This window comes from Actinoplanes philippinensis (assembly GCF_900113015.1).
GTDB lineage: Bacteria > Actinomycetota > Actinomycetes > Mycobacteriales > Micromonosporaceae > Actinoplanes > Actinoplanes philippinensis.
The window spans coordinates 148275-166814 of record NZ_FONV01000014.1 but is presented as its reverse complement, the minus strand read 5'-3'; the positions used below and the strand labels follow the sequence as shown (position 1 = coordinate 166814).

Sequence of the window (18540 nt, the reverse complement as noted above, 5' to 3'; positions counted from 1 at the left end):
CTCAGTTGTACTTGACCTCGAGGTGGTAGACCCCCGGCTTACCTGGCTTGCTGGGCAGCGAGACCATGCAGCGGTAGGTGACCCACCAGCGCTTGTTCTGACCGCGGAGGCCCGCCACCTCGCAGTCGTCGTAGTAGCCGTACTGCGCGACCTCGGTCCAGCCGGCGGCCGGCGCGGCCTGTGCCGGCTGCGCGGCGATCGGCGACAGCAGGCCGGCGCCCATCGCCGCGACGGCCAATGCGATCTTGCTCTTCTGGCGCATCACTGCGCTCCTTCCCCGTGAGTGTTACAGCCACCGGAAAGTATCAGCACTGATCGATTCGCGTCAGCCCGTGGATCATCGCCTTCAGGATCCGGAGCGCCTCCGCCTGCTCGGAATCGGTCAGGCCGGCCAGCATGCGGAGCTCGACCGACCGTACCGCCGCGGTCGCCTTCTCCAGGTTTCGCCGCCCTTTGGGTGTGAGCCGCGTGGGCAGGACCTTGCCGACCGGCGCCTGCGCGGGCCTGGTCACGTAGCCGTCCCGCTCCAAGGCCTGGAGCAGCACGTTCATCGACTGCCGGGTGACGAACGCACCCCGGGCCAGCTCGGAGTTGGACAGGCCGGGCCGCTGCGCCAGCAACTCGAGGCAGGAGTAGTGCGTCACGGTCATCCCGAGCGGGCGCAGCACCTCCTCCATGGCTGTGCGCAGGACGCTCGACGCCTCTTTCAGCAGGTAGCCGAGCGACGTCTCCAGGTTGATGCCGGCACCGTCTTGACCCATGTCAGCATTCTGACATACCGTGATGCGTGTCAGTTGGCTGACACGAAGATAAGGAGCAGCACCATGCCCGTCACCGGTCCCGACTTCATCTCGCTGCAGGCACGTGACCTCGACGTTTCGCAGGCGTTCTACGAGAAGTACCTCGGCCTCGTCCGCTCGCCGGCCGGGCCTCCGCACGCCGTCGTCTTCGAGACGAAACCGATCACGTTCGCGCTCCGCGACATCGTTCCCGGCACCGATCTCGCCTCCGTGGCGCAGCCGGGCATCGGGGCCGCGATCTGGCTCCACGCCACCGACGTCCAGGCCAGCCACGACGCCCTCGTCGCCGACGGTCACACCATCGTCTCGGCGCCGATCGACGGCCCCTTCGGGCGGACGTTCACCTTCGCCGACCCGGACGGCTATCGGATCACCCTGCACGACCGCGCCTGAGCGGGCGGTTCAGCCCTCCGGATACCGCTCGTCGTGCGCCTGCCGCGGCCCGCACACCGAGGCGCGTGAGCAGGAGCACCGGGAGCCGTCGGCGTCGAGCCGGACCACCACGGAGTCCTTGGGGACACTGTGCGCCACGACTCGCCCGTCACCCTCCGGAGTCGTGACGCGCGTGCCGATGGCCGGCGCTGACGCTTGGAACTGCTGGTAGAGCGGGTGCTCATACTTCAGGCAGCACATCAGGCGCCCGCAGGCCCCGGAGATACGCAGGGGATTGAGCGGGAGATCCTGGTCCTTCGCCATACGGATCGTGACCGGCTCGAAGTCGGTCAGGAAGGTGGCGCAGCACAGATCGCGCCCGCACGAGCCGATGCCACCCTGCACCCGCGCCGAGTCACGCGCCGAGAGCTGCCGCAGCTCGACCCGGCAGTGCAGGGTGGCGCCCAGGTCACGGACCAGTGATCGGAAGTCGACACGGTGCGGCGCCGTGAAGTAGATGGTGGTGCGCGCGCCGCCGTTGCCCGGCTGGTCGAGCACATGGTCGACGGCGACGACCTTCATCGGCAGGTCGTGGGCCTTGATCAGTTTCTTCGCGGCGACCTTGGCCTCGGCCTTGCGTTTACGCAGGGTCTCGTCACGGCGCAGGTCCTGATCATCGGCGAGCCCGACGACCTTGGGGAACCCGTCGGTGTCCTCGTCGACCCATTGCGGCGCCCAGACGCACTCCGCCACCTCGGGACCGTCATCGGTCGGGACCAGCACACGGTCACCGACAGCCGGGGCGAACCCGGCGGGATCGAGGTAGTAGAGGCGGCCGTACCGGTTGAAGCTGACCGCGCACAGCATGCCCATGCGACCAACCCTACGACGGTTGGCAAGCCGCACCAAATGCCGGATTTGAACTACCCGCGAGGGTTGTCGCATAGATGCCGCGCAACCGGGCCAATCGACCTTCGTTGGCCAGTCCCGTAGACGCGTTGACGCCTCGAAAGGACCAGCCATGACTCCCGCCCGCTCGGTAGCCACCGGTGTCGTAGCGCTCGGGTTGGCGGGCACGCTGACCGTCCCGACACCCGCTTCAGCCGCGCCGTTCACCTTCACTCCGGCCGCTTCAGCGCCCGCTTTCGCGTCCCGGACATGTGACCGGCCGAAAAACTATGCCGCCCAGTCCTCGGCCGAGCTTCTGCGCGTCAATCGGCTCGATCTCGGCCCGGCCCTTTCTGGTGGTACGACGGGAGCCGGCACCGCCTCGGACCGGAAACCCGGCGAGGCTGACGTGGGCGGCGAGACCGAGCCGAGCCAGCCGATCCGCCGGAACTCGACGAACGAAAGCGGACAGGGAGACGGTAGAACGGATCCAACCGTCAGCGGGGTCGGGCTCGGAGATGTCCGGACCGTGCTGATCGCCAACGGACCGGTGAACTCGGCCGGCGCGGCACGGATCCTGAACGGGCAGGTCACCGGCTCCAAGGAGCGGAACGAGCTGGTCGTTCAGCAGGCGCCCCCGGTCGGTCCCGAGGGAGCGAGCCGGCGTACCGGTTCCAAGAAGTTCGGCCCGATGCAGGTCGGCGCCGGCCGCCTCACCGCCCGGGCCACCTGGGCACACGGCATGGCCTGCGAAAAGGCGGCCGGAGACACCTCGACGGCATCGGCCGAGATCAGCCGGCTCACGATCGCCGGAGGCGGGAGCGCTTCCCTGGTACGCATCCCGGAGAAGATCACCAGCCGAACCAGCACCACTCTCCGGCTCCGTGGCGGCACGGCACAGTCGGCCAGTTCGGCGACTATCACCGCCGGCCGGATCAGCCTGGCCGACAACGAGGTGCGGCTTCGCGTCCTACAGGCCCCGCAGCTCCGCGCCAGCATGACCGCCACCGGACAGAGCAGAGTCGAATATCAGCCGGCGGTTGTAGAGGTGAGCACCAAGAACGGCAAGAAGACCCGGCTCGACACTGCCGGTGACCATATTGAGGTCACGCTGAGTGAGGAAATGCGTCCGATCGAGTCCCTGCCACCACGCCTGGGCCCGATCGGGGACCTGCCGATCCCGCAGGTTTCCGGCCTTCCGGTGACCGCGGCCCCCGAGACCACCCCGGCATCCGGCCCCGGTTCCACGCTGCGTATCGCTCTGGGCGAGGCCCGTCAGGCCACCAAGAACAACGCCGTCGCGGCCCGGGCCACAGCAGTTCGAGTGACGCTGACCCGCAATGTGGACACCACGGCCGGCCAGCCTCCGGCCGGACCATCCGGTGTGGTCGCCGACGTGGCCATCGGCATGCTGGAGGCAGCCGCGGTAGCCCCCACCGGCAAACAGGCCGGTCACCCGGGCCACACCCCGTCGCGGGCCGGCATCCCCGGCAAGGGCTACACCTCGGGCAAGGGCTACACCTCCGGCAAGGGCTACACCTCCGGCAAGGGCTACACCTCCGGCCTAGCCATCTCCACCCAGAACGGCACTCCCGGCCGGAGCACCACGCCCGGCGACGGCACCACACCCGGCCAGGGCACGACGCCCAGCCGCGGCATCACGCCCAGCCAGGGCGCCACAAACGGCCACGGCACCACGGCCAGCCACAGCGGCACGCCAGGCTGGGGCACGAGCACCGGCCCGAACGCCGCGCCCGGCCATGGCATCACGAACGGCCGAAGCGGCCCCCTGAATCAGGGCGGTGCGTCCGGGCAGAGCGGCACATCGAGTCGTAGCGCTACGTCCAGCCAAGGCGCTACGCCCAGCCAAGGCGCTACGCCCGATCCGAGCGCTACGTCGCGCCAAGGCGCTACGCCCGGTCCAAGCGCTACGACGCGCCAAGGCGGCACGCCTGGTCAGAGCCTCGCCTCGTCCGGTGCGGCCCGGCGCAGCACCGTCACGCCTGGTCAGAGCCCCGCCTTGTCCGGTGCGGCCCGGCGCACCAGCGCCCTCCCGGTCACCGGCCCGCGAACGGTGTCCCTGCTGATCGCCGGCTTCGTCATGATCTTTACTGGAGCCGCCGCCATCGTTCTGTCCTCACGCAGGCGCAAGCGCTCCTGACCACAACCTCCAAGCCCTCCGGAGAGTCCGGGGTCCGGTCAGACGTGCAGAGGACTTTGCAGGTCGGCGGAGCCGGTCAACAGGTCTTCGGCCTCGTCGTAGCCGTCGGCGACGGTTCGTAGGAGACGGGCACCGATCGCGGCGGCCGCGTCGGCTTGGTCGGCCGGTGGGTGATCTCCGGCGGTGAGGACCACCGCCTCGGTGGAGATCATCACCTCGGTCAGGACCGCGGCCAGGTCGGCCCGGATACCGAGCATCCAGCCGATGAGGGAGTCGGCCAGGTCTGCGGTCGCCGACATGCGATGGCCGAGGCTGTCGGGGCCGCCGTTGAGGTGCTCGGCGGCGCTTCGACGGGCCTTCTCGTAGGCTTCCGCGGCTTCACCGGTCCAGCTGGTGGCCAGTGGCAGCGCGTCGGCCAGGTCCGCATAGGTCCGCGCGTCGGCCCGCAGCTCGGGTGCCGCCTCGCGAATCGCCGCGGGACGCAGAGCTGCCACCGCACGGGCCGCGTCTCCGGGAAGCAGGCGAACCCGGCGCAGCTCCCGCCAGACACCGTGCCCACCGGGTGCCCCGATTCCGGAGAGCACCTCGTCGACCCGCTGGAGCAGAGGGCCGGCGGCGGTCAGCAATTCGTCGAGCCGATCCATCATCGACCTCGCCGACGGCGAGACGGTCCCGCCGCGGCAGCACAGCGCGTCAGCGAACCCGCCCGGCGACCACGGAGAACAGCGCTACGACCCGATTCGCCCGCCCGCAGCCCGGACCGGCCCCCTGGCTGGTGATCAGGACGAAGGAAGGAAAAGGCCACCGCCGAAGTCACGACACGAGCCGGCTCACCGAGAACCATCGAGGGAAATTCCGAGCTGGTCGCTGGGGCGGGTTGACTGACGAGGGCCAGGGTTGGAGCGCCACGTGCGATCGGGCGGCACCGAGCAACGCGTCCGGGCGCTGCCCAGGCCGTGGAAGGGCCGCTGGGTGCGAGCCGGAGCGACGACCGGGGGGCGGAAGGGCGGGCTGCGGTCGCGAGGGGAGGTGGAATCCTGGTGGGTACGGGGCCGCTTCGGTGGAGCGAGGGGCGGGATCGGCGAGTGGTGGACTGGGCGGCCTGGGCCGGGCGGGTCACCGGAGAACTCGCTGGGAGGCTGTGGATGACTTGGGAGGCATCAGAGGCCTCGCTGGAAGCGGCGCTGGACCAGGTCGTCGGTTTCGGTGTAGGCGTTGGCGCCCGCTCGGACCGACTGGGCTATCTCGGTCAGTTTCGAGGAGGCGTCGGCTGCCTCTCGCGCTCGGGCGGCCAGCGCCGCTGACCAGCCGGCGTAGAGGGCCCGGCCGATGCGGCCGGGGCGGCCGGCGTCGTCGGCGGCGAAGTCTGCGGCGCCTGGCAGCAGCTCTGGCACCCGACTGTCCATGATGGCCAGCGCCGCGGCGGCATGGTCGATCTGGTCGGCTAGTCGGTCCACTTCAGTGCTCCTCCAGGGTGCGGAACGATCCGAACACCTCACCGTGCAGTTTCTCCCTGGCCCAGCGGGCGGCCTTGGCCGCGCTGGTCACCACGGATCGAATCTCACGGGCGAACTCGATCGGCTGACGATGGTGCAGTGAACCGTGCACGCGAACGTCCACGATGTCCCCCGCGGCGGTCACGACCACCTCGATGGACTGGTCCGGAGAGTGCACCGACACGGTGTGGATGGCGACGGCCTTCTCGAACTCGGCACGCAGGTCCTCGATGTGCCGATATCGGTCGATTGCCTCGTCGATCCACGCCTCGTCGATCTCGCGGGCCATTCATGGCTCCTCACCGCGCGTCATGTCGCCGTCGCGTTCCGGGTTGAGACCGTACCCGCTCAGGTCACCCTCCCGCTACGGCCGCAGTGTCCCCTGTGGATAACTTCCGACACCACCACCGAGCGTCACACAAAGATGAATCGCGATTACACTGCGTGATCAACACCAACCGGGAGCGGTTTCTGTCAGGGGCCCGCAATACCATCGTCGGGTGACTTCGCATGACGTCTTCTCCGAGCTGGTGGGCCAGGAAGAGCCGGTCGACGCGCTGCGCCGGGCCGCCGCGGCCGCCGCCCGGATCGTGGCGGGAGAGCCCGGCGGTGGCGGCATGACACACGCGTGGATCTTCACGGGCCCACCGGGGTCGCGGCGCACGGTCGCGGCGCGGGTGTTCGCGGCGGCGCTGCAGTGTCAGCGTGACGGCGCCGGGTGCGGTGAGTGCCACGGCTGCCACACGACGCTGGCCGGCACACATGCCGACGTGCAGGTGGTGACGACCGAGGGTCTGACCATCAAGACCGAGGAGACCCGGGCGGTCGTGCTGCGGTCGGCCAGCGCGCCCACCGGCGGCCGATGGCAGGTGGTGATCATCGAAGCCGCCGACCGGCTGCACGAGCGGGCCAGCAACGCTCTGCTCAAGGCGATCGAGGAGCCGTCTCCGCGGACCGTCTTCCTGCTCTGCACGCCGTCGGTGCATCCGGACGACATCCTGGTGACGATCCGGTCCCGCTGCCGTCTGGTGTCGCTGCGGCAGCCACCGTCGGCCGCGGTCGCCGATTTCCTGGTGCAGCGGTTCGGGGTGGCGCCCGACCAGGCGAGCTGGGCGGCGGCGGCCTCGCAGGGTGATGTGGAGCGGGCCCGGCAGCTGGCCGCCGATCCGGAGGCTCGCGGCCGCCGGGAGGAGGTGCTCTCGGTGCCGCGCCGGTTGACCAGCATCGGGGCCTGTTTCGACGTCGCGGCGAAACTGGAGGCGGCGACCAAGACCGAGGCCGCCAACGCGGTGGCCGAGCTCGACGTCGCGGAGCGGGCGGCGCTGGAGCGGGCGCTCGGCGCGGGCGGCACCGGCCGGGGTGCGACCGGCGCGATGCGGGGCGCGGCCGGGCAGTTGAAGGAGCTGGAGCGCAATCAGAAGCTGCGGGCGACCCGGGCCCAGCGGGACGCGCTGGACCGGGCTCTGCAGGACCTGATCGGTTTCTACCGGGATGTGCTGGTCACCTCGATGCGGGCCCCGGTGCCGGTGGTGCACGGTGACCTGGCGCCGGTGTCGTCGGCGGCCGCGGAGAAGTGGTCGCCGGAGAGCACCCTGCGCCGGTTGGAAGCGGTGCTTACCTGCCGCGAGGCGATCGACAAGAACGTGAAGCCACAGGTCGCCCTGGAGGCGATGATGGTCACCCTCTGGCGAGGGTGACCGGCTAAGCGTCGCGGTCGTGCCGGTGGACGGGCCGGCACGACCGCGACGCGGTCAGCGGGCGAGCAGGAAGGTGTTCCGGATGGCCTGATAGGCGGGCTTGGGCTGGAGACTTTCGGTGTACGGGGTGGCCGACCCCTGCCCCTCGAACACTCCGGGGACCCACGAGTACCGGTCGGTGAAGCCCCAGACGGTGTAGGACACGCAGTGCCGGGCGAGCAGGCAGGCCTGCAGGAGTGTGCTGAACCCGTACGCCTGGGCCTGCTCTTTCGTCGGGTCGACGGGGAGGATCATGCGCACGTCGACCTCGGTGAAGGCGGTCTGCACCCCGAGTGCGTCGAAGCGGCGCACGTTGTCGAAGACGGTGCCCGGGAAGCCGTACTGGACGCCGAGGTGTCCCTGCATGCCGTACCCGTGGATCGGCACGCCCTGCGACCGCAGCTGCTTCGCGAGGGCGTAGTAGGCGTCGCTCTTCGCGTTGACGCCCTCGTTGTTGTAGTCGTTGAGGTAGAGCTTCGCCTTCGGGTCGGCCTCGTGCGCCCAGCGGAACGCGTCGGCGATGTAGCCGGGTCCGAGGGCCCGCAGCCAGATCGTGTCGCGCAGCGTGCCGTCGTCGTTGAAGACCTCGTTCACCACGTCCCACTGGTAGACGCGGCCCTTGAAGTGGCGGACCTGCGTCTTGATGTGGTCGCGGAGGATCTGCCGCAGCTCCGCCGGGGTGAAGGCGTCCTCGGTGAGCCAGGCCGGGTTCTGGTTGTGCCAGACGAGGGTGTGCCCGCGGACGACCTGCCCGTTGGCGCGGGCGAAGTCGACGAGACGGTCGGCGGCGGCCCAGTCGTAGCGGCCCCGTTCCGGTTCGATCGCCTCCCACTTCATCACGTTCTCGGCGGTGACCGAGTCGAACTGGCTCGCCACGATGGCCCGGTAGTCGGCGTCCGAGGCGAGCGCCGACATGTCGACAGCGGTGCCGATGCGGACGCCGCTGCCACGGGCCGCGGCGCGCAGGGTGTCGGTGTCCGCGCCGGCGACGGCCGGTGCGGCACCGCTCACGACGGTGGCCAGCGCCAGCGCGACGACGGCCAGGACGTTACGTCGGGTAGCCATCCCATCCTCCCGAAAGTTTCGGTGATGTTTCGGTGTCAGGGCGCAACGCTAGGCACACACACCGACGTCGGTCAATGGTTGACTACGGAAGAACGTCGATTTACGTTACGGGCACTCGACTACCCGGTTTCCGAAAGTTTCGGAGTGAACATGTCGACTCGACGCGAGATCCTGGCCCTGGCCTCCGGTGCGGCGGTCACCGCCGTGGCTCTGCCCACCCCGGCCGTGGCCGGTGGCCGCGACGACGGCTGGGCCGCGACGTGGGCCGCCGCGCCGACCACGATCCCGCCCGGGCCGCCACTGGAGCTGACCGGCCGGACGGTACGGCAGGTGGTGCACACCAGCGCCGGCGGCGACCAGCTCCGGATCCGGTTGACGAACGAGTTCGGCGCCACCCCGCTGCACGTCGGTGAGGTGCACGTGGCGATCCGGGCGGGCAGCGGGGCGAGCACCGACGCGCGGCCGGGGACCGACCGGCGGGTCACCTTCAGCGGACAGCGATCGGCCACCGTGCCGGCCGGAGCGCCGCTGCTCAGCGACCCGGTCGGGCTGTCGGTCACGCCCGGCGCCGACCTGGTGATCAGCCTCTACCTGCCGGATCGCACCCCGGTCACGACGCTGGCGGCCTTCGCTTTCCAGGAGAACGCGATCGCCGCGGGCAACGTCACCGGCGCTGCCCGGATCACCGCGACCAGCACGATCACGCAGTACCTGTTCCTGTCGGGGGTGAGCGTCCGGAGTGGCGCGGGTACGGTCGTCACGCTCGGCGACTCGATCACGAACGGGGCGAACACCGAGACGAACGCCAACCACCGCTGGCCGGACCTGCTGGCGGCCCGCTTCCGTAAGGCCGGCATCGGCCTCGGCGTGGCGAACGTGGGCGTCTCCGGCAACCGGCTGCTGCACGACCCGAACCCGCCCGCCGGCGACCCGGCCGAGACGTTCGCGGCGTACTTCGCGCAGAGCGCCCTGCGCCGCTTCGACCGGGACGTGCTGGCGCAGCCCGGCGCGCGGCATCTGGTGGTGCTGCTCGGGGTGAACGATCTCGGTCATCCCGGGACCGTGGCCCCGCCGAGCGAGGTGGTCACGGCGGCCGACCTGATCGCCGGGCACCGGCAGTTGATCGCGCGGGCGCGGCAGGCCGGACTGCGGACGCACGGCGCCACGATCCTGCCGTTCAAGGGCGACACGCTCGGCTTCTTCACGCCGGAGAACGAACGCAAACGGTCAGCGCTGAACCGCTGGATCCGGACGTCCGGCGAGTACGACGAGGTGATCGACTTCGACGCCGCGGTCCGGGATACGGCCGATCCGCTGCGCCTTGCCCCCGCCTATGACAGCGGCGACCACCTGCATCCCAACGACGCCGGGATGGCGGCGATGGCGGCCGCGATCCGGCTGAGCGGCTTCCAGCACCCCTGACAACCACCTGGACCTCGCCTCGCACTCGGCCGCATTCCGAAACGGCCCTAGGCGGAGGGTTCGAGGACGCCCGACAACCGCTCGCGGACCGCCTCGGCGATCTCGTCGAGCGGCCGGGAGGCGTCCAGCACCAGGTAGCGCTTGGGGTCGGAGGCCGCCAGGTCGAGGAACGCATACCGGACCCGCTCGTGGAAGGCCCGCGACTCGCTCTCCAGCCGGTCGGCTCCCTCACCCCGGCTGTCGACCCGGTTGAGCCCGACGCCCGGGTCGACGTCGAGCAGGACGACCAGGTCGGGCTTGAGGCCACCGGTCGCCCACGCGGAGAGCCAGGAGACCTCCTGGACCGGCAGCGTACGCCCGGCGCCCTGGTAGGCGAGCGAGGAGTCGACGTATCGATCGCTGATCACCACGGCGCCGCGGGCGAGGGCCGGCCGGACCACCGTGGCGACGTGGTGGGCCCGGTCGGCGGCGTAGAGCAGCGCCTCGGCCCGCGCCGACGGGGCCTCGGTCTTGTCCCGGTCGAGCACGAGCCCTCGGATCCGGGATCCGATGTCGGTGGCGCCGGGCTCCCGGGTGACGACGACGTCGCGTCCTTCCGCCTTGAGCGCCTCGGCGAGCCGGGTGACCTGGGTCGACTTGCCGGCGCCCTCACCGCCCTCGAACACCACGAAGACGCCGGAGCGGGTGAACTCCTCCGGCGGGGAGAGCGGGCGGCCGCGCAGCGAGCCGAGCAGGTCGGCGAAGACCGGGACACCCTTTTTGTCGTCCATCTGCCGGAATGAGCCGATCCCTACCCAGATGCCGATGGCGCCGGCCACCAGCAGCAGCACGCGGGTGGAGGAGATGTCGATGTGGAAGGCGCCGAACTCGATGCGCCGGGAGCTCCCGAGACCGACCAGGATCCCGGCGAGGGTGATGGCCAGCAACAGCACGGTCCGGACGCCGATCTGCACGACCGCGAAGACCCGGCCACGGATGGCGTCCTCGATCTCGCCGTAGAGCATGGTGGTGCCGGCCAGGAACGCCATGCCCGCGCCCGCGCCGACCATCAGCGCGCCGAACAGGGCGATGGACAGGTGGAAGGCGAGGCCGAGGAACATCACCGAGCCGCTGGCGAGCACGATGCTCATGCCGAACCAGCGCCGCCGGGACAGGTCCTTGACGATCATCGGGCCGAGGCCGATGCCGAGCGCGAGGCCCAGGAAGATGAAGCCGAAGAGCAGCGAGAAGGCGGCCTCGCCGGCGCCCAGGGAGTAGGCGAAGGTACGGGCCTCGCCGATCACCACGCCGCCGGCCGCGAACGCGCCGAAGATGCCCAGCACCAGGCCCCGGACCAGCGGGGTGGTGCCGATGAACTTCCACCCCTCCAGGAACTGGCGGGTCATGCTCTGCTCGGCGGCCTTCTCCCGCTCGGGGCTCTTGCCGCCGATCTCCCGGATGCCGAAGAACACCACGATCGCGGTGGCGAGCCGCGAGAACGCGTTGATGTAGAGCGCGATCTGCACCGGCTGGGCCCAGTCCGGCAGGGTGACCCCGGCCTGCTGGAGGCCGGCGGAGAGCGCGGCGAGCGACAGCGCTGCGAGAATCGGCGTGATCCCGTACGTCGTGATCAGGGTCAGCTGGTTGGAGACCTCGATCTGGGATTTGGGGATCAGGTTGGGGACCGCGGCCTCCTTGGCCGGGATCCAGATCAGCGTGATCGTCTCGCCGATCAGGGTGGCGAAGGTCGCCCAGGCCGCGGTCTGTGTCGGGGTGGCGCCGAACACCGGGGCGAGCGGGATCGACCCGTAGATGACGAATCGCAGCAGGTCGACCGTGACCATGGTGTAACGGCGGTCGAACCGGTCGGCGAAGACGCCCGCGATGGGTCCGAGGAGCAGGGCCGGGAGCAGGCGTACGGCAATGGTGCCGCCGAAGGCCGCGCCCTGGGCCGCCGTGTTCTCGAACTGGGCGGAGGCGAACAGTGCGGTGGCGAGCAGGCCGATCCAGTCGCCGAAGGAGGCGGCCGCCAGCACCAGCCACAGCCGGCGGAAGCCGCGCAGGCGCAGAACCGAGCGCAGCGCCGCCAGACCGCTGAGGTCGGCGGGCCCCGGGTCCTGCTGCGTGTCCGTGTTGATGGCCCTACCTCCCGTGGTCAGTGCTCGGAGCACTGTAACCGGCCACTTCCACGGGTTGGGGGCAACCACGATCGGGTGGAGCAGAGATGAATGTCTTTCGTGTTATCCAAGGACGGGATACCGTGCTGGCGTGCTCACTGACCGCATCAGCCTGCGCGAGCGGCTCGACAAGGCCACCTGCCATCTGGAGACGCCGGTCGCGGTGATCGACCTGGCCGCCTTCGACGACAACGCGGAGCGCCTGGCCGCACGGGCGGGTGACAAACCGATCCGGGTGGCGAGCAAGTCGGTGCGCTGCCGGACGCTGCTCGAACGGGTTCTGAGCCGTCCCGGCTGGCGCGGTGTGATGGCCTACACGCTGCCCGAGGCGGTCTGGCTGGTGCGCTCCGGCGTGACCGACGACGTGCTCGTGGCGTACCCCACTGTCGACCGGGCCGGGCTGCGGGAGCTGACCACACACCCGGAGCTGGCCGCCGCGATCACTCTCATGGTGGACCATCCGTCGCATCTCGACGTGGTGGATCAGGTGGCAGCGCCGGGCGCGCGTCCGGCCGTACGCCTATGTATTGATCTTGATGCTTCCTGGCGTCCCGCCGGGCCGTTGCACATCGGTGTGCGCCGGTCGCCGATCCATTCGGCCGCGCAAGCGGGCGCCCTGGCCCGCAAGATCGCTGAGCGGGACGGATTCCGGCTGGTCGGGGTGATGTGTTACGAGGCGCACATCGCCGGTGTCGGTGACGACCCACCCGGTCAGGCGCTGCGCGGCCGGGCCATCCGGCTGATGCAGAGCCGGGCCTTCCCGGAGTTGCGGCAGCGGCGTGCGGCAGCGGTCCGCGCGGTCCGGGAGCACGCCGACCTGGAGTTCGTGAACGGTGGCGGCACCGGCAGCGTCTCCGCGACCAGCGCCGACCCGGCCGTCACCGAGGTGACCGCGGGCTCCGGGCTCTACGGCCCCACGCTCTTCGACGGCTACCGTAGCTGGCGGCCCCAACCGGCGGCGTTCTTCGCGCTGTCCGTGGTGCGCCGTCCGGCCCCGCGGATCGCCACGGTGCTGGGCGGCGGCTGGATCGCCTCCGGCACTCCCGAGGCGTCCCGCCTGCCCGTCCCGTGGCTGCCCGAGGGGCTGCGGTTCAAGTCCGACGAGGGCGCCGGCGAGGTGCAGACCCCGTTGCTGGGTGAGGCCGCCGAGCGGCTGCGCCCCGGCGATCGGGTGTGGTTCCGGCACGCCAAGGCCGGCGAGCTGTGCGAACACGTCAACGAGCTGCAGCTTGTCGACGGGGAGACGAGCACGCCGGCCCTCACGTACCGCGGAGAAGGCCGTGCCTTCCTGGGGTGAGCGCCTCTCAGGCCGAGACGTGGCGGTGCAGATACTCTCTTATCAGCGCTTTCGCCTCGGTCAGGACCGACTCGTCACCGGTGGAGTCCCGGCGGAAGGCCAGCTTGATCAGCGCGTCCGCCGCCTCGACCGAGATCTGCAGGGCGAAACGCAGACGGCCCCGGTCGGCCAGCTTGAACTGCTCGATCAGCAGCTCGGCCAGGCGCTCGGCGATCACCGCGTTGTTGTCGCGGTCGGAGTCGAGCAGGTGCAGGTCGACGACGTCGCCGAAATGCAGTGTCCGGAAACCGGGCACGCTGCGGTGCATGTGAATGTAGGCGTCGATCGCCGCGTCGACCGCGTCCCACCAATGGGTGAAGGTCTCGCTGGCGAATCGATCGGACAGGCTTTGCAGGTACGCGTCCATGTTGCGCAGCGCGAGCGCCTGGACGATGGCCCGCTTGTCCGGGAAGAACTGGTAGACCGAGCCGATGGCGACCTCGGCGCGCTCGGCGAGCAGCGTCGTGGTCAAGCCCTCATAACCGACCTCGTCCACCAGCTCAGCGCAGGCGTCGAGCATGCGCTGCACCCGGGCAACGCTTCTGCCCTGCACCGGAACCCGCCTCAGCGGTCCGGTGCTGACGGTTGGTGTCGACACGCGTCGCCACTCCCTCTCAGCAGTATTAAGAAGAACGTTACTCGGATCAACGAGCGAGGCGCATCGACGGGACGCCGGGTGACGGTGTCCGCTCGGACGGAGGACAAAGGCCGGAATGACTACACCCGTTAACGCCCGCCGGTGGACGAACTGGGGCCGCAATCAGGAGTCGATCGCCGAGGTGCTGACGCCCGGCAGCATCGACGAGGTCACCACTCAAGTGAAGCAGGCCGCCGAAACCGGACGGCGGATCAAGGTCGTCGGCAGCGGGCACTCGTTCACCGCCATCGCGGTCGCCGACGACCAGCGGATGTTCGTGCACCGGATGGCCGGGCTGGTCGCCGTCGACGGGGAGCTGGTCACCGTCCAGGGCGGGATGCCGCTGTCCACCCTGAACACGATCCTCGCCGAGCACGGACTCGCCATGCCCAATCTCGGTGACATCGATGCGCAGACCGTCGCCGGGGCGATCTCCACCGGCACCCACGGGACCGGCATCGCGTACTCCACGCTCGCCTCCAGCGTCGAGGCCGTCACCCTGGTGACCGCAAACGGTCAGGTCGAGCGGTACACCGCCGATGCGCCCGAGTTCCCGGCGGTGCGGGTCGGTCTGGGTGCCCTCGGCGTGATCGTCGAGGTGACCCTGCGCTGTGTGCCGGCTTTCATCCTGCTCGCCGACGAACGGCCGATGCTGCTCGACGACGTGCTGGCCGGGCTCGACGAGTGGATGCCGGAGAACGACCACGTGGAGTTCTTCTGGTACCCGTACACGAATCGGGCGCAGCTCAAACGGAACCGGAAGGTGACCGAGAACGATCGGCCGCTCGGGCGGTTCCGCGGCTGGCTCGACGACGACTTCCTGTCCAACACCGTCTGGCAGGGCATCTGCGCGGTGGGGCGGCGCATCCCGGCCACGGTGCCGACGCTCAGCGCGGTCTCGGCCCGCGGCCTCAGCGCGCGGACCTACACCGGCCGGTCCCACGAGGTCTTCTGCTCACCGCGCAAGGTCAAATTCACCGAGATGGAGTACGAGGTGCCGCGCGCCGCCCTGCCCGAGGTTCTCGACGAGCTGGCGAAGATCTTCGCGAGGCTCCCGTTCAAGGTGCAGTTCCCCGTCGAGGTGCGGTTCACCGGGCCGGACGACATCTGGCTGTCGCACGGGTACGGCCGCGAGTCCGCGTACATCGCCGTGCACCAGTACATCGGCGCGCCGTACGAGCCGTACTTCCGGGCCGTCGAGGAGGTCTGCACGGCGCTGGGCGGCCGGCCGCACTGGGGGAAGCTGCACTACCGGGATGCCGCGTCACTGCGGACGGCGTACCCCCGATTCGATGACTTCCTGGCCGTGCGGGACCGCCTCGACCCGGACCGGGTCTTCACCAACGACTACCTGAACCGCGTCCTCGGAGCCTAGAACCCGGCCGGCTCCGGCGCTGTCCGACGACAGCTCCCGGAGCCGGCCCACGCTCACTCCGCGGCGGTTGCGGCCTTGCGCGGGGCCGCCTTCTTGGCCGGAGCGGCCTTCTTGACGGCGGTCGTCGTCTTCTTCGCGGCGACGGCCCGCTTGGCCGGGGCCTTCTTGGCCGGGGCCTTCTTGGCCGGGGTCGCCTCGCCGTCGGCCTTCGGGGCGGCCTTCTTGGCCGGCGCCTTCTTCGCGGCGGTCTTCTTCACCACCGGGCCCTTGGCGCGCTTGTCCGCGATCATCTGGGAAGCCTCGGCCAGAGTGATCTCCTCAGGCTTCTGGTCGCGCCGCAGGGTCGCGTTGAACTCCCCGTCGGTGACGTAGGCCCCGAACCGGCCCTCCTTGATCACCAGCGGCTTCTCGCTGACCGGATCGGCGCCCAGCTCACGCAGCGGCGGCTTCGCCGTCCGGGCCTGGCGGGTCTTCGGCTGCGCCAGCAGGGCCAGCGCCTGCTCCAGGGTGATCGTGAGCAGCTCGCTCTCGCTGCCCAGCGACCGCGAGTCCTTCTCCCGGGAGATGTACGGCCCGAACTTGCCGTTGCGCGCGATGATCTCGTTGCCGTCCGCGTCCTTGCCGACGACGCGCGGCAGCTTCAGCAGATCGAGCGCCTGCTCCAGGGTCAGCGTCTGCGGCGACTGGCTCTTGAACAGCGACGACTTACGGTCGCCGGCCGACACGTACGGCCCGAAGCGGCCCGACTTGACGGTGACCTCGTCACCGGTGGCCGGGTCCTCGCCGAGGACCCGGTCGCCGTTGCCGGCCAGGAACAGCTCCTCGACCCGGGCCGGGGTCAGCTCGTCAGGGGCGATGCCCTCCGGCAGCGAGGCCTTGTCCTCCGGCGCGTCCTCGCCGCCGTCGACCACCTTGCGCTGCAGGTACGGCCCGAACTTGCCGACCCGGACGACGACCCGGCGATTTTCCTCGTCGACGAAGAGCGGGATCGAGTTGACCTCGCGGGCGTCGATCGCGCTGAGGTTCTCGGTGACCATCTTCTTCAGGCCGCCGGCCTTGGCGATGTCGTCGTCCGCCCCGGCCTCCTGGCTGCCGAAGTAGAACGACGACAGGAAGGCGAGCTGCGTGCCGTCGCCGGCCGCGATGTCGTCGAGCTGGCCCTCCATCGCCGCGGTGAAGTTGTAGTCGACCAGCCGCGGGTAGTGCCCCTCGAGCAGGCCGATCACCGCGAACGCCAGGAACGACGGGATCATCGCCTGGCCGCGCTTCTCCACGTAGCCGCGGTCCTGGATGGTCTGCATGATCGACGAGTACGTCGAGGGGCGGCCGATGCCGAGCTCCTCCAGCGCCTTCACCAGCGACGCCTCCGTGTACCGCGCCGGGGGTGTGGTGTTGTGGCCGGTCGCGTTCAGCTGGTCGGCGGTCAGCGGCTGGTCCTTCACCAGGTTGGGCAGGCGGCGCTCGGCGTCGTCGGACTCGGCGTTCTCGTCGTCGGACGACTCCACATAGGCCCGCAGGAAACCCGGGTCGGTGATCGTCTTGCCGGAGGCGGCGAAGTCGGCCTCCTCGGCGGCCGCGGTCGTCGCGCGGATCCGGACACTGATCGAGTTACCGACCGCGTCGGTCATCTGCGAGGCGATCGTACGGCGCCAGATCAGCTCGTAGAGCCGGAACTCGTCGCCACTCAGCTCGTTCGCCACCTCGCCCGGGGTCCGGAAGTTGTCCCCGGCGGGGCGGATCGCCTCGTGCGCCTCCTGCGCGCCCTTGGCCTTCGTCGTGTATTTGCGCGGCTGCGGCGGGACGTTGCTCGGCCCGTACAGCTCGGCGATCTGCCGGCGGGCGGCGGCCACCGCGGTCTCGGAGAGGTTCACCGAGTCCGTACGCATGTAGGTGATGTAGCCCTTCTCGTACAGGCTCTGCGCGGTGCGCATCGTCTGCTGCGAGGAGTAGCGCATCTTGCGGGCCGCCTCCTGCTGGAGCGTGGAGGTGATGAACGGCGCGTACGGCCGGCGGCGGTACGGCTTCTCCTCGACCCGGGTGACCTGGAACGGGCGGCCCTCCAGACGGGCGGCCAGCCCGCGAGCGCCGTCACCGTCCAGCTGCACGGCCGTCGAACCGGCCTTGAGCTGCCCGGTGGTGGGCTCGAAGTCCTTGCCGGTGGCGATCCGGTCACCGTTCAGCGCGATCAGCGTGGCGTTGAACGCGCGCGGGCCCTCGACCTGGCCCTGAACAGCCAGGTGAGCCAGGATGTCCCAATACTCCGCGGAGCGGAACGCCATCCGCTGCCGCTCGCGCTCGACGACGATGCGGGTGGCGACGGACTGCACACGGCCCGCGGACAGGCCGCGCATCACCTTCTTCCACAGGACCGGGCTGACCTCGTAGCCGTACAGCCGGTCCAGGATGCGGCGCGCCTCCTGGGCGTCCACCAGGGACCGGTCGATGTCCCGGGGGTTGGCCACCGCGGCCTGGATGGCCGGCTTGGTGATCTCGTGGAAGACCATCCGCTTGATCGGGACCTTGGGCTTGATCGTCTCGACCAGGTGCCACGCGATGGCCTCGCCCTCGCGGTCCTCATCGGTGGCGAGGAAGATCTCGTCGACCTCCTTGGCCAGCCGCTTCAGCTTGGCCACCTGCTGCCGGCGGCCCTCGGAGATCACGTAGAGGGCGTGGAAGCCGTTGTCGACGTCGACGCCGAGCCGTGCCCACGGCTGGCCCTTGAACTCCTCGGGGACCTCGTCGGCGTTGCGCGGCAGATCGCGGATATGGCCGACGGAGGCCTCGACCAGATAGTCGGGGCCCAGGTAACCGGCGATCGTCTTGGCCTTCGACGGGGACTCGACGATGACCAGACGGGTCGTCCTGGTGTCACTCGGCACGGCACTCCTTATTTGGCCTCAGCACTCCCCGCTCCGCCCGGCGGAGCACAGACGTTCAACGTAACGCGCCGGACAAGACTGCATTCCCGGGGAAGCCCGCAGTCGGATGGTAACGGTCCGGCCACCGCATGCGTCTGACCGCGACACCGTACACCGGGAAGACGGTGTTATGTCGGACACAATCCCGGAAGATCACGCAACTATGCCGCCCGGCCAG

General features: G+C 70.1%; 16 protein-coding genes. 6 read left to right on the top strand and 10 right to left on the bottom strand.

Annotated elements, in window-relative coordinates; genetic code table 11:
- Position 1: 1 nt before the first annotated feature.
- Together BM290_RS34460 and BM290_RS34455 are read right to left on the bottom strand one after the other, a co-directional pair.
- On the bottom strand, positions 2 to 262 hold the full coding sequence (locus BM290_RS34460; RefSeq protein WP_093620117.1) for a hypothetical protein: 261 nt from the start codon (positions 260 to 262) through the stop codon (positions 2 to 4).
- Positions 263 to 305: 43 nt separating this feature from the next.
- The gene (locus BM290_RS34455; protein ID WP_093620116.1) at positions 306 to 761 is read right to left on the bottom strand and encodes a MarR family winged helix-turn-helix transcriptional regulator; all 456 of its coding nucleotides are present in this window, start codon (positions 759 to 761) and stop codon (positions 306 to 308) included.
- A gap of 63 nt (positions 762 to 824) precedes the next feature.
- On the opposite strand from BM290_RS34455, the gene BM290_RS34450 reads away from it, so the two are divergent.
- Positions 825 to 1193: a VOC family protein gene (locus BM290_RS34450; RefSeq protein ID WP_093620115.1), complete on the top strand. Its 369-nt coding sequence runs from the start codon at positions 825 to 827 to the stop codon at positions 1191 to 1193.
- Positions 1194 to 1202: 9 nt separating this feature from the next.
- Here BM290_RS34450 and BM290_RS34445 read toward each other — a convergent pair whose 3' ends face one another.
- Positions 1203 to 2045 (bottom strand): PSP1 domain-containing protein, encoded by an 843-nt coding sequence (locus tag BM290_RS34445; RefSeq protein WP_093620114.1) that lies wholly within the window; start codon positions 2043 to 2045, stop codon positions 1203 to 1205.
- A gap of 148 nt (positions 2046 to 2193) precedes the next feature.
- Between BM290_RS34445 and BM290_RS34440 the strand changes: the two genes are divergently transcribed.
- Complete coding sequence (locus BM290_RS34440; RefSeq protein ID WP_143134029.1) at positions 2194 to 4221, top strand: hypothetical protein; 2028 nt, start codon at positions 2194 to 2196, stop codon at positions 4219 to 4221.
- Positions 4222 to 4259: 38 nt separating this feature from the next.
- Here the strand turns inward: BM290_RS34440 and BM290_RS34435 are convergent, their stop codons facing one another.
- The 3 genes from BM290_RS34435 to BM290_RS34425 all read right to left on the bottom strand — a co-directional run bounded on the left by BM290_RS34435 (position 4260) and on the right by BM290_RS34425 (position 6006).
- The gene (locus BM290_RS34435) at positions 4260 to 4865 is read right to left on the bottom strand and encodes a hypothetical protein (RefSeq protein WP_239143914.1); all 606 of its coding nucleotides are present in this window, start codon (positions 4863 to 4865) and stop codon (positions 4260 to 4262) included.
- Between the two features lie 516 nt (positions 4866 to 5381).
- Positions 5382 to 5678 carry a hypothetical protein gene (locus tag BM290_RS34430; RefSeq protein ID WP_093620111.1) on the bottom strand — a complete coding sequence of 99 codons (297 nt, stop codon included), beginning with the start codon at positions 5676 to 5678 and terminating at the stop codon, positions 5382 to 5384.
- A 1-nt stretch (position 5679) separates the two neighbouring features.
- Positions 5680 to 6006 carry a hypothetical protein gene (locus BM290_RS34425; RefSeq protein WP_093620110.1) on the bottom strand — a complete coding sequence of 109 codons (327 nt, stop codon included), beginning with the start codon at positions 6004 to 6006 and terminating at the stop codon, positions 5680 to 5682.
- A 211-nt stretch (positions 6007 to 6217) separates the two neighbouring features.
- On the opposite strand from BM290_RS34425, the gene BM290_RS34420 reads away from it, so the two are divergent.
- The gene (locus BM290_RS34420; RefSeq protein ID WP_093620109.1) at positions 6218 to 7414 is read left to right on the top strand and encodes a DNA polymerase III subunit delta'; all 1197 of its coding nucleotides are present in this window, start codon (positions 6218 to 6220) and stop codon (positions 7412 to 7414) included.
- 54 nt (positions 7415 to 7468) lie between these two features.
- Here the strand turns inward: BM290_RS34420 and BM290_RS34415 are convergent, their stop codons facing one another.
- Positions 7469 to 8518 (bottom strand): endo-1,4-beta-xylanase, encoded by a 1050-nt coding sequence (locus BM290_RS34415; protein WP_093620108.1) that lies wholly within the window; start codon positions 8516 to 8518, stop codon positions 7469 to 7471.
- Between the two features lie 150 nt (positions 8519 to 8668).
- Between BM290_RS34415 and BM290_RS34410 the strand changes: the two genes are divergently transcribed.
- Complete coding sequence (locus BM290_RS34410; protein ID WP_093620107.1) at positions 8669 to 9940, top strand: SGNH/GDSL hydrolase family protein; 1272 nt, start codon at positions 8669 to 8671, stop codon at positions 9938 to 9940.
- Between the two features lie 47 nt (positions 9941 to 9987).
- On the opposite strand, the gene tmk is transcribed toward BM290_RS34410, so the two are convergent.
- Entirely contained in the window at positions 9988 to 12090 is a 2103-nt protein-coding gene (gene tmk / locus BM290_RS34405) for a dTMP kinase (protein ID WP_373871128.1), read from the bottom strand.
- 97 nt (positions 12091 to 12187) lie between these two features.
- Here tmk and BM290_RS34400 point away from each other — a divergent pair, with 97 nt between their 5' ends.
- A complete protein-coding gene (locus BM290_RS34400; protein ID WP_239143915.1) occupies positions 12188 to 13393 on the top strand; it encodes an amino acid deaminase/aldolase in 1206 nt (401 codons plus the stop codon).
- A 7-nt stretch (positions 13394 to 13400) separates the two neighbouring features.
- Here the strand turns inward: BM290_RS34400 and BM290_RS34395 are convergent, their stop codons facing one another.
- Positions 13401 to 14030 (bottom strand): TetR/AcrR family transcriptional regulator, encoded by a 630-nt coding sequence (locus BM290_RS34395; RefSeq protein WP_093620106.1) that lies wholly within the window; start codon positions 14028 to 14030, stop codon positions 13401 to 13403.
- Positions 14031 to 14145: 115 nt separating this feature from the next.
- On the opposite strand from BM290_RS34395, the gene BM290_RS34390 reads away from it, so the two are divergent.
- Positions 14146 to 15444, top strand: coding sequence for a D-arabinono-1,4-lactone oxidase (locus BM290_RS34390; protein WP_093620105.1), 1299 nt, complete (start codon positions 14146 to 14148; stop codon positions 15442 to 15444).
- A gap of 53 nt (positions 15445 to 15497) precedes the next feature.
- Here the strand turns inward: BM290_RS34390 and topA are convergent, their stop codons facing one another.
- Positions 15498 to 18323 (bottom strand): type I DNA topoisomerase, encoded by a 2826-nt coding sequence (gene topA / locus BM290_RS34385; protein ID WP_093620104.1) that lies wholly within the window; start codon positions 18321 to 18323, stop codon positions 15498 to 15500.
- Between the last annotated feature and the right edge of the window lie 217 nt (positions 18324 to 18540).

Coding starts and splice junctions, on each gene's coding strand:
- BM290_RS34410 (WP_093620107.1), top strand. CDS start 8,669: ATGTCGACTCGACGCGAGATCCTGGCCCTGGCCTCCGGTGCGGCGGTC.
- BM290_RS34390 (WP_093620105.1), top strand. CDS start 14,146: ATGACTACACCCGTTAACGCCCGCCGGTGGACGAACTGGGGCCGCAAT.
- BM290_RS34455 (WP_093620116.1), bottom strand. CDS start 761: ATGGGTCAAGACGGTGCCGGCATCAACCTGGAGACGTCGCTCGGCTAC.
- BM290_RS34460 (WP_093620117.1), bottom strand. CDS start 262: ATGCGCCAGAAGAGCAAGATCGCATTGGCCGTCGCGGCGATGGGCGCC.
- BM290_RS34440 (WP_143134029.1), top strand. CDS start 2,194: ATGACTCCCGCCCGCTCGGTAGCCACCGGTGTCGTAGCGCTCGGGTTG.
- BM290_RS34435 (WP_239143914.1), bottom strand. CDS start 4,865: ATGGATCGGCTCGACGAATTGCTGACCGCCGCCGGCCCTCTGCTCCAG.
- BM290_RS34450 (WP_093620115.1), top strand. CDS start 825: ATGCCCGTCACCGGTCCCGACTTCATCTCGCTGCAGGCACGTGACCTC.
- BM290_RS34445 (WP_093620114.1), bottom strand. CDS start 2,045: ATGGGCATGCTGTGCGCGGTCAGCTTCAACCGGTACGGCCGCCTCTAC.
- BM290_RS34415 (WP_093620108.1), bottom strand. CDS start 8,518: ATGGCTACCCGACGTAACGTCCTGGCCGTCGTCGCGCTGGCGCTGGCC.
- BM290_RS34425 (WP_093620110.1), bottom strand. CDS start 6,006: ATGGCCCGCGAGATCGACGAGGCGTGGATCGACGAGGCAATCGACCGA.